The 11,488-nt window shown below is 45.2% G+C and carries 7 protein-coding genes; 6 read left to right on the forward strand and 1 reads right to left on the reverse strand.

Features of this window, described 5'->3' with window-relative positions:
* The 3 genes from GXO74_16775 to GXO74_16785 all read left to right on the forward strand — a co-directional run.
* Positions 1 to 1,931: T9SS type A sorting domain-containing protein (locus GXO74_16775; protein NOZ63310.1), on the forward strand; the 1,931-nt coding region annotated here is incomplete at its 5' end.
* Between the two features lie 16 nt (positions 1,932 to 1,947).
* Positions 1,948 to 2,832, forward strand: a complete 885-nt coding sequence (locus tag GXO74_16780) for a sugar phosphate isomerase/epimerase (protein NOZ63311.1) — start codon at positions 1,948 to 1,950, stop codon at positions 2,830 to 2,832.
* A 114-nt stretch (positions 2,833 to 2,946) separates the two neighbouring features.
* Positions 2,947 to 4,665 (forward strand): YgiQ family radical SAM protein, encoded by a 1,719-nt coding sequence (locus tag GXO74_16785; protein NOZ63312.1) that lies wholly within the window; start codon positions 2,947 to 2,949, stop codon positions 4,663 to 4,665.
* A 17-nt stretch (positions 4,666 to 4,682) separates the two neighbouring features.
* Here the strand turns inward: GXO74_16785 and GXO74_16790 are convergent, their stop codons facing one another.
* Complete coding sequence (locus GXO74_16790) at positions 4,683 to 5,147, reverse strand: methylglyoxal synthase (GenBank protein NOZ63313.1); 465 nt, start codon at positions 5,145 to 5,147, stop codon at positions 4,683 to 4,685.
* 388 nt (positions 5,148 to 5,535) lie between these two features.
* On the opposite strand from GXO74_16790, the gene GXO74_16795 reads away from it, so the two are divergent.
* The 3 genes from GXO74_16795 to GXO74_16805 form a co-directional block, all read left to right on the forward strand.
* Complete coding sequence (locus tag GXO74_16795; GenBank protein ID NOZ63314.1) at positions 5,536 to 8,409, forward strand: tetratricopeptide repeat protein; 2,874 nt, start codon at positions 5,536 to 5,538, stop codon at positions 8,407 to 8,409.
* 1 nt (position 8,410) lies between these two features.
* Complete coding sequence (locus GXO74_16800; protein ID NOZ63315.1) at positions 8,411 to 9,961, forward strand: tetratricopeptide repeat protein; 1,551 nt, start codon at positions 8,411 to 8,413, stop codon at positions 9,959 to 9,961.
* 584 nt (positions 9,962 to 10,545) lie between these two features.
* Positions 10,546 to 11,488 (forward strand): PAS domain-containing protein (locus GXO74_16805; GenBank protein NOZ63316.1); only part of this gene is annotated, 943 nt, incomplete at its 3' end.

An 11,488-nucleotide genomic window follows, 5' to 3' on the forward strand; every position in this document is an offset into this window, starting at 1 on the left:
TGCACATCGGCGATCATGTCGTTGCCCGGCAGACTGTACTGGGGACGATTCATTCGGGCATGGGACACGTTCATTTTATCGACGGCGAGTACGGCGACGAAATTAATGCGCTGCGAAGCGGCGGCGGGCTGACGCCTTACAATGATCCCTGGCCGCCGAAAATTGTTTTCGTCAAATTTTTTCAGGACGGCACGGACAATGAATTCAAGACGCCACAACTCAGCGGTCGCGTGGATATTGTCGTCAAAGTCGCGGAGCAGAACGCACCACCGTCAGCGCCGATTTCCGAGCGCAATAACGGAACCTACAAATTGGGTTTTCAAATCTTGACGGAAGACGGCGATTCAGTCATATTTCGCGCATCCGGCAGCGGTTATCAATTTAAATTCGATTCGAAGCCGTCAAATTCCTACGTGCATAACGTTTTTTACAAAAAATTATCTTCTACCTCGAGCCACGTCTATTTTGCCACCAATCGCGTACGCAGCAATTACTACTGGGACACACGGCTGGTTCCCGAAGGCAATTATCAGGTCATGGTTTACGCCGAGGACACGCGCAGCAATGCCGACACCGTCGTTGTGCCCGTCGAAGTGAAGGCGTCGGATACAAACCCACCGGCGGCGCCGATTTTCAAGTACATCCGCACACAGGGCAATGGATTTCAACTTGCCTGGTACCCGAACACGGAACCCGACCTTGCCGGTTACCGGCTTTATTATTCGCACGATAATATTTTCTGGCGCAAAATTCAGGGAACGGAAATCATCCCCGCGGACAGCACCACAAAAACATTCAGGACGTACGTCACTTCTCCGCTCTATTTCAAACTGACTGCTGTGGACAACGCGGCCATTCCCAACGAGAGCGAACCGTCCGATGTTTACGGACTTTGCATGGCCCGGGATTACGCCAAACCAAAGTTTTTGATCGTCGATGGTTTTGACCGGACAGTCGCGACCGGCGGCGTCTGGCAAAATGTTTCCCACGCGTTCGGAGTTACTTATGGCGAGGCAGTTTGGGCAAATGACCAAATTTTTGACATGTGCAGCAATGACGCTATTGTTGACAGCAGCATTGATTTACACAAATATCTGGGTCTAATCTGGTTTACCGGCGATGAGGGAGAAGCGGACGAAACCCTTTCTCCTGAAGAGCAACAAAAATTGCAAGATTTTTTGCAACAAGACGGCAGGCTCTTTCTTTCAGGGGCGAATGTTGCCTGGGACCTTGATCTGGACAGCGATTGTTATTCAACGACAGAAGCGGACAATGAATTTCTTAACTCAATTTTGCAGGCAGATTTTGCCGGGAAAATTTCCGCTGAAAATTCTGTTTCCGGAATCGCCGGGGTTTTTTTTGACAGAGTGAATTTTTCACTAACAAAAGCAGATTTGCCGGTGGACTCAATTGATGTTATCGCGCCTTTGCAATCTTCAACGCCGTGTTTGGCAATTGATTCGACTCATGTCGTCGGCATTCAAAGTCGGGACGCCCTTGCCGGGAATCTGATTTTTTTCTCATTCCCTTTTGAAATGATTCAGAATAGCGAAAAACGGGGCGAAGTCATGGGAAAAATATTGGAATATTTGTCTTTTTTCGATGGTGTAAATGACAAGGAAGAGAAAGAAATTGCCAACGGAGCAGTGGTTGCAAAATTTTCTCTGAACCAAAATTTTCCCAATCCATTTTCGGGACAAACGGCGATCAGCTATCGCGTGCCGCTGGCGACGCAAATTTCCATCAAAATTTACAACGTATTAGGCCAGGAAGTTCGCGTGCTGCTCGACCAAAAGGTGCAGCGCGGCTCCGGACAAATTTTTTGGGACGGCAAAGACGCGCTGGGCAGACTTGTGCCCGAAGGCGTCTATTTTTACGTGTTGGAAACGGGCAAAGAAAGATTTTCTCACAAGATAATTTTTCTGCATTAAGAGGGGCAGCTTTCGCGTGAAATCGAGCGATGTAAAAATCGGACTTTCTTTCTTTTGGCAATTTTTAGCCGGCAGGGACGATCCCAATCATCCCGCAGAGTGGAAACGCGCTGTGCCGGATTTGGATGAGGGACTCGAGCGGCTGAAACGGGCGGGCGTCACCAACATTGAAATTAAAGCCACGCCTGATCCTGATCCGGCGGCATGGGGGAAAATTGTCGGTGATTTGCTGGAGCGTGGATTTTCGGTGACATTTCACGCTTCCGGGAGATTTAGCTATCCAGTTTATTATCAATGGGTTATCGAAGATGTGCGTCGTATTTCAGAAGAACTACTGCGACATTTCTCGCCTCATTCTCTGCTGTGGACCATCCACCCGCTCCATGATGTGGGAAAAACGAGAGCCTTGATTTACCGAAATAACATTCACTACTTGGAAGAATTCATCGAAAAAGTCCGTGATTTGCCCGTTGCGCTGGCGCTGGAAAATTTGCGCAACCGCGAAGACAACGAGCGGCTTCACGTCGGCGACACGTATGAAGAGATTTTGACGATACTCGGCGAAGTGAACAGTAACAACTTAGGTATCTGCTGGGATTTTGGTCATGCCTGTGCCATGGAGGAATTGGGGCAGGAGCGTCCGGCTCCGCCGACTGAATTTCTTCAGCGCGTTATTCACTGCCACGTTCACGATTGTAAACAACAAATCACGCATTTGCCGCCGGGAACAGGCCGCGTGCCCTGGAAAGATTATCTGCAACTCCTGTTCGACAATGGCTTTCGCGGCACATACAACATGGAAGTTGTGCCCTACAAATTGAAAGATCCAGCCGATTTTCTTCCTTCAATTGAAGAAAGCGCCGCTTTGCTGAAATCTATTATTGAAAAAACGAAAATTTGAGTTTTTCAAGCGAAGAAAAATTTTTCTCTTCCCGATTTCGGAACTTTTCGTCAGAGGGCTTCGTTGCTTTTTTATCGATTTTGATTTTTACCATCTGACACGATCGGAAAAAATATGCTGAATAGCGATAAACTTCATCTCAAAAAATTCCTGCCCATGTCCAGAGAGGAGATGGAACTTCGCGGCTGGGATGAACTGGACATTATTTTAGTTACGGGTGACGCCTACGTGGATCATCCGTCTTTCGGCGTCGCCATGATTGGGCGTGTGTTGGAGAAAGCCGGTTTTCGCGTGGGGATCATTGCCATGCCCGATTACAAAAATTCGAATTCGATGACTGCGCTGGGAAAACCGAGATTATTCTTCGGCGTCACTTCCGGCAATGTGGACGCCATGATTGCCAATTTCACTGCTTTCAAAATGCGGCGCCACGACGATCCTTACGTTCCCGGTGGCCTTGCCGGTCACAGGCCCAATCGCGCCGTGATTGTTTACTCCAATCTGATCAAGCAAGCTTATCGCGACGTGCCTATCGTTCTCGGCGGCATCGAGGCATCCATGCGGCGGATGTTGCATTACGATTTTTGGAGTGACAAATTGCGCCGTTCCATTTTGCTCGACAGCCGCGCTGATATTCTCGTCTATGGCATGGGCGAAAAACCAATTACCGAAATTGCGCTGCGGTTGGCTTTTGGCAAAAATTTGAACGGAGTTGCCGGTACGGTGATTGTTGATAAATCTCGACCGGCGAATTCCGTGGAACTGTCCCCCGAAGATGAGGCAAAACTCTCCAAAAAGAATTTTTTGCGCTATTATGGCGAATGGTTCAAAAATCGTTTCAAAATTCAGACACAACTTTCCGGCGGAAGATATTTGATTCACTATCCGCCGCCGGAGGTCAGCAGCGAAGAATTGGATGGCTACTACGAATTACCTTTTGTGCGTGAGCCGCACCCATCGTATCGGGAAAAAATTCCTGCCTTTGAAATGGTTCAAGAATCGATCACTTCGCATCGCGGCTGCGTGTCTGGCTGTACGTTTTGCGCGTTAACGCTGCATCAGGGAAAAGAGATCGTCAGCCGCAGCAAAGAGTCGATTTTTCGAGAAATTCGCACCATGAGGGAAAACAAAAATTTCAAAGGACACATCCGCGACATCGGGGGGCCGTCGGCGAATAATTATGCTTTCGACTGCCGCATAAATTGGAAGTGCGCCAAAAATAGCTGTATCGCCGACGGAAAAGTGTGCAAAAATTTGAAAGTGAATACTCATGTCTGGCTTGATTTACTGGATGCAGCGGCACAACAGTCGGGAGTGAAAAAAGTGACTGTAGGCTCTGGCATTCGCTACGATTTGTTCATGCATCATCCTGACGGAAAAAAATTGCTGAAACGGCTGATCAAAGCGCACATCAGCGGGCAGTTGAAAATTGCGCCAGAGCATAATCAGAGACATGTGCTGGCGGCGATGAATAAAGAACAGCTTTTTTCGCTGGAAGAATTTGTCGCGCTATTTACTGAAATAAACAAAGAACTGGACAAGTCGCAATATCTCATTCCGTATCTCATGTCCTGTCATCCGGGCGCGACGTTTGAAGATATGAAAAAAATGCGAGACGACATGCGTCGCATTTTTCATTTTATTCCGGATCAGGTGCAGGCATTCATTCCCTTGCCGATGACGATCTCGTCCGTTCAATTCTACACCGGCTATGACCCGCGCACCGGGAAAAAAGTTTTTGTGGAAAGAGATCTGAAGAAACGGCGCGAGCAGCACAAGATTTTTTTCTCCGGCAAAAAAACGAAGAAACCGAAGAAGCGTCAGCCAAAATAGAGCAAAACCTGTTTTTCCTACAAATTTCTGTGAACGTAGCTACTGAAATCTTTCACCACCGGCTTGTAATCCTCATTCATTAATGGCGAAGAAATCATAAAATCCGCAGTCGAACGATTGCAGGCAAGCGGAATATTGTAAACCGTGGCGATGCGCAGCAGCGCCTTCACATCCACGTCGTGCGGATGCGGCTCCATCGGATCCCAGAAGAAAATCATCATATCAATTTTCCCGTCAGCGATCAGAGCGCCCATTTGCTGGTCTCCTCCCAGCGGGCCTGATTTGAGCCGCGTGATATTGAGGAGGATTTTTTCGCAATCGCTGCCTTTGCGATTTTCCACGGACTCTTCCACAAATTTTCCCGTAGTGCCGGTAGTGATCAAGTGGTGTTTTTTCAGCGTGTCCAGATTGAACAATACCCATTCCGCCAGGTCTTTTTTCATGTTGTCGTGAGCAATTAAAGCGATGTTTTTCGTAGGCATTTTCTGTTTCCTTTCAGATACAAAATCTGTTCGTTTGAAAGATATTGAATTGTGAGACAAAATTCAAATGGTTCTTTGTTTTATCGAATATAGGGAAGGTATGTTACAGTTGGCTTACATTGCGATAGTCTTAAAAGCAAAATAGGCTATTTGCTCTTTGATTATTACCACTTAGCTCCAATTAAGAATTCCAATAATATTCCTGATAATATCTGTTTAGGAGACAACCCATGTCCGGTATTTTAGGACAGACACTAATCAGAATTTAAAGTAATAAAAAATGAAAAAAACGTAAAAAAATCTTGACATTTCGCATAAAAATATTATATTATCATTTGATAACCAAAAATATCAAATTAATGTAAATAAAAAATAAAAGGAGAAGGACATGGGAAATAGATTGCTCAAAGGTGCAATAATTGTTATTATTGGGATTATTTTACCAGCCAGTTTTCTTTTTTCCGCAAGTGATGTCAAAGTGCAGATCACGCAATTTGAAGTCAACGAGCTGCCAAATTTTAGCTTATATGTCTCTGTTACTGACAATGCGGGAAAACCCGTACCGTTGCCTGCCGATGCGTTAAAAATTGATTCCAACTTGATCCGTGTTTTGGAAGATCAGGTGGAGTCGCCGATTCTCGACGTCAAGCCGGTAATTGAAATCGAAGAATCAGAAGTTGGTCACTTCAATATTGCCTTGGTGATGGATAACAGCAGTTCTATTCTCCCTTATGCTAAAAAAATAAAAGAGGCCGCCGATCAGTTCATTGATCAATTGCGTCCTGTCGATAAGGCTGCTATTATTGCTTTTGACAAAAATTATCTCCCATACAAAGCCAAAGTGAAACAGCAGTTTACGAATATTAAATCTGTTCTTAAGGGACATACAGAGATTGACCGCGTGACAGAAAGGACCTTTTTGTACGATGCGCTGTTCGTCGCCTGTCTAAATCTCAGAAATGAGCGAACTCTGGGTCGCAAAGCCATCGTTGTGTTGTCTGATGGGAAAGATATCGGCAGCAAAGCCAACTTGAAACATGTCATCGCTTTCGCAAAAAGTGAAGATATACCGGTTTATGCCATCGATTTTTCAAGATCAAGGAAAAACAGAAATCTTCGCAATCTTTCGTCGCAGACCCAGGGCAAATATTTCTATGCTCGCAATGTCAAGCAAGTTTCTGAAGTTTACCAGTCGATATTGAAACAATTGCAGGGTTTGTATCGGGTTACTTATCGGAGCTTAAATGAAAATTGGTCTTCCGCGGTCAGGAATCTTCAAGTTGAGATTAATTTAAATGATAAAATTTACATTGGGCGCAGACCCTACTATCCGGACGTAGCAAAATTAAAATATCTGGCGCTGCGCTATAAAGAAGTGACCACGCATGTCAGCTCTACTGATTATCAGAAATATTTAAATTCATTTCCGGCAAGCGAGTGGAGCAATGATATTCGGTTTCGGCTTGGCGTTTATTATGAACAGCGGGGAATGTACGATAAAGCGTTGGAAGTTTACGATGAATTGGAGAATCAATCCGATCAAAGCTGGGTGGACGACGTCTATTTTCGCAAAGGGAAAATTTATGAAAATACTGGCAAGTACGGCGACGCAATACAGATGTATTCTGAGTTAGTTAAAAATTATCCGGAAGAAAAATCAGCGCCAGAAGCGTTGTTAGGGATGGCGCGTTCGTATCGCGGGCTCAACAACGTCGCTGAATCTGAAAAAATTTATAACCAACTCAAAGAAGAATATGGCGGCAGCGAGGTGACGGATGAAGCTTTATTTGAACTGAGTAATTTGAAGATACAACAGAATCGGTTAGCTGAAGCAAAGCAGGATTTGCTCGAGTTGGTTGATAAATACAAAGAGAGCAATACGACGCCTGAAGCCTATTTAAGTCTGGCGACGCTGGCGGAAAAAGAAGGCGCGCTTGACGAAGCAATTGAATACTGCGATCGAGCGGCTCAATTGCCGACAAAACCGGAAGTGATTTCCCGCGCCCTCACTCGAAAAGGCGATTTGTTGTTCCAAAAAGGCGATCTGGATGAAGCCGTTTATGCTTACGAGGCTGTCGTGAATAATTACAAGGGGAATGGTTTTCAGGATGAGGCGCTTTTAGGCATGGCGAAATCGTTTCGGGGAAAAAATGACTATCTTGCCATGCGAAAGAGTTTCGATGAGATCCGACAAATGAAGGCACATAATCAGGAGATCACTTTTGATCTTGATCAAGAAAATTCAATCGTCGGCGTCATACCGCCGAATCAGGCAAAAATGGTGAGCACGCTGTCCGGAGCCGCGTTGGAAACGATGCCGGAAAAAACGAATACTTTCCCGCTTCAGGTTTCGATCAAGCCCATTGCTACGCCGGAACAGTTTAAAAATTTTTCCATCGCGGGAAGAATTTATGATTTTAAAGCAAACGTGGACACGTTTTTAACGCCGGTGAAAATTTCTCTGCCTTATGAGGAAAGTTGGTTTGATACGACAGGCAGAAAAGCGGAAGATTTCAAAATTTACACCTACGATGGCGCCAACTGGAAACTTATTCCCGGCTGCAAGGTGGATAGCGTCAATCAGGCTGTGTGCGCCGAGATTTCAAGTTTGAGCTGGAAAACGCTCATGTTCCAACCGCCGCGAGTTATCAGATTTAACGATATTCTTTTTGCGTTTAATAGCTCTGAATTGAATGACGCTTATCGCGCAAAAATGGATACGATTGTACAGATTTTATTGGACAGCCCAAAAATCCGTCTGGAAGTGCAGGGTCATACGGACAGTATCGGAACCGAAGAAGTGAATCAAAAATTGTCGCAAAAACGGGCTGAAACCATTCGCAAATACATGCTGCAATCCGGAATTGACTCTTCGCGGGTTATGGCCAAAGGTTTCGGCGAGCGATTTCCGATTGCAAGCAACAATGCTGAAGCAGGCCGCGCCCTGAATCGCCGCACCGAGTTTGTGATTGTCAGCAAAGGGGAAAATGATATTATCGACGTGCAACAACGTCAATTGGGAACGAAATACACGATCGAATTAGGCGCTGGGTACGGATTTTTAGGACAGGCGACTGAACAAAGCGAGGTTCTAAAAAAAGAAGGCTTTCAAGTGTCAATAGTTCCGGATCAGACTGGCGACGGGATTATTTATCGGTTATTTTGCGGCTATTTTGACAATGTGCGTGAAGCGGAGCAATTTGCACGCAAAATCACTTCTCAATTTTTACAGCTCACTTATAAAATTGTGGAGAGAAAATAGCATGAAGAGAATAAAGATATTTCACTTTTTCATTGGAATTTTTTTCATCTTCTTGTTAAGCGTTGCTCATGGCCAATATGCCCGAAAAATCAGATTGGTTATTTTACCGTTTGACTTTACTGGCGCGAGTTTCGGAAGAGAATTATCCTGGGTGCAGCAAGGCGTTCCCGACCAGATTAGCGCCGCATTCCATCGCTATTACCGTAACAGGATTCGGTTGGTGGAGCGTGAAAGATTGAATAATCTGCTGCAGGAACAGCAGTTGAGTCAGGCGGGTTTTGTTGACGCCAATCAGATTGTTGAAGTGGGGAAATTTTTTTCCGCTAATTTTTCTCTTGCCGGAAATATTGTTTGTCCTGATGAAAACCATCTCATGATTAGCGTAAAGATCATCGATATCGAGACGAGCGAATACGTGAGCGTCACTCACCTGACTGATGCGGAGCAAGGTATTTTTACCATTGGCGATTCGTTGGCGCAAAAAATTTATCCTGAATTACTTCGCTTTCAGCAGGAAAAACGCACAAGGCACGATGTGCAAATGGCAGATAAAATCGAGCCGACTTCAACCGTTGCGCCCGGAGCGGAGACGACTGAAGATAATTTCACCGGCAAAAATGTTCAATTGATTTCTGCGGTCTCCAAAGCCGCCACATCTCATTTTTACAATGCTGTAAATTGGATTCGCCAAAGTCAATGGGGAAAAGCAGAAGTTGAATTGCTGCGTAGCGTGGAACTTGATTCCGGATTTGCCCGGGCTTACGCCAATCTGGGCACGGTGTACATGAATATGGGGAAATTTTCTGCAGCTCGCCGCGCCCTGCAAAAATGTTTGCAAGTGTTCCCTGAGTCGGAGCTTGCTTACCACAATTTAGGACTATTAGAAGCAAATCGCCGGGACTATCCTTCAGCGCTTGTCTATTTTCAAAGAGGATTACAGATAAATACCGATGATCTGGAACTGATGACTGAAGTCGGCAAAGTTTATATCGAACTCGATAGTCTGTCTCAGGCGGACAGGATTTTCAATGATGTCCTGTGGGACGATTCCAGTTACGTTGAAGCGGAGTTTTATCTCGGACTTACCGCAGCGAAACGCCATGATTTGATTTCTGCAGAGAAACACTGGCAGCGCGTCGCTCGAACTCAAGAGCCATATTTCCAATTTGTGCGGCGAATGGCATTTTTGAGGTTGGGCGATCTTTACCAAAATTCTTACAAAGAACCAAAGCAGGCAATACGCTTCTACGAACAGGCGCTCATGCAATCCGATAATCGGATGGATCAATCCGATGTGCGGCATTTGTTTTTACCTTTGGCAAAGTTGTACATGCAAACGGATCAAGCGGTCAAGGCGTGCGATTTATTGACTCAAGTATTAGATTTCGACGCGTCAAATTTAGAAGCGCGATACTATTATGCCATTGCTCTCTGGAGATCAGGACAAAAAGATAATGCCATCGTTGAATTGCAAACCATCACGCGCACGGCGCCGCCAGGGCAAATATTGGAACTAGCAAAGCAGCAACTGAAAAGATTTCGCGGATACTAAAATTTGCAGCGACGTTTGATAAAATTGATACGCAGGACAACAGTTTCTCGGCGAGATCATGCGTCAGTATTTATCAATTTTCGGCCGAATCTAATGTCCTGAAATCCCAAGGGTTAACTCCGACTATTTCCGGCGTCAAAGGACGCGAGCTGGGACAAATTAATGTCCGGCGCTGAATGTCCCATGCGCACTAGCCAGCCCCAATCCTTTTTAATCCCCCGCTATGAAATTTCTGGAATATTTTTTGCGAGTGAGAACAAGGCTTCAAGTTTGACGCAAATTTTTTTTATTAAATTTTTAAGAATAAAAATCATAAACGCACCACGTTTATTTTAATATTAATAAAAACAGAAGGATAGGAGCGCCGACACCAACCACCAACTTCAGTAGAATTCCCATCTGTACGAGTCATTGATGATTTTCGTTGCCGGTTATTGCTTAAGGCATTTCATTTTGCAATCAAACGATTACAATTTGAAACCTTTCTGTCGAATAGCAAATGTTTGGCGAGACCGCGCGGCGTTGGTTGCATTGTCGGGCAAATTTTTTCAATCCAAAACTCTTGATCAAATAAAAGGTTTGCCATGAGTCATGTACTGCATCTTTTGTTGTTAAACTCATCCGACGAAATTCGTCAAAAAACCGAACAGGCGCTGTCTTCCCATGATCTGCAATATTCGCTGGAATCACCCGATTTCAATGGCGGTATTGCCGCGCAATTGAAAAAAGATCATTGGGATGCAGTAATCGTTGACGGGACAAACGGAAAGTTTAACGTGCACGGGGTTTTTGAAGATGTGCGCAAAAACGGCGACATTCCAGTTATCGGCATTGTGAATGGCGCGGATGAAGCGAGCAAGGCAGAAGCGATCAAAAAAGGAATTTATGATCTTGTTTCTTTGAATCAACTGGATCAATTGCCGCTTTCTCTGTGGAGAGTCGTGCATCTGGAAAAACAGTTGCGGAATCACGAACTGGTCGAAAACGAATTGCAACAAAAAGTTCGTTTTCTTACGGATTTGTTCAACGCGGTGCAAGAAGGCATCTGCGTTATGGATACGAAACTCAATATTTTACAGTCAAATTCCTGGTTTAAGCGGACGTTTTCTGCGCAGACAAGCCCGCACGGCCATCAGTGCTATGAAATTTTAATGAAGAGAAAAACTCCGTGTCCTGACTGCCATTTGTTGGAAAATTTGCGGCAGCAGGGCGTTTCGCAACAGACGATTTCGATTTTGGATCAAGACGAAAACGCTCGCTGGTATGAAATAAATTCTTATCCGCTCAAAAATTCGGCGCAGCAGATTGTCGGTGTGATCCAATCGATCAAGGACGTCACTAACCAGCAGGTCGCCGAGCGCAAATTGATCGCTTTAAATAAAGAATTAGATCAGCGCGTGAAGCAGCGCACGGCTCAATTGGAGGCGACGAATAAAGAATTGGAGGCATTTTCTTATTCGGTGTCTCATGACTTGCGCGCGCCGCTGGTGCGCATTGACGGATTTTCTCAGTTGCTGTTGGACTGTC

This window comes from Calditrichota bacterium (assembly GCA_013152715.1).
In the GTDB taxonomy this organism is placed as follows: domain Bacteria; phylum Zhuqueibacterota; class Zhuqueibacteria; order Thermofontimicrobiales; family Thermofontimicrobiaceae; genus 4484-87.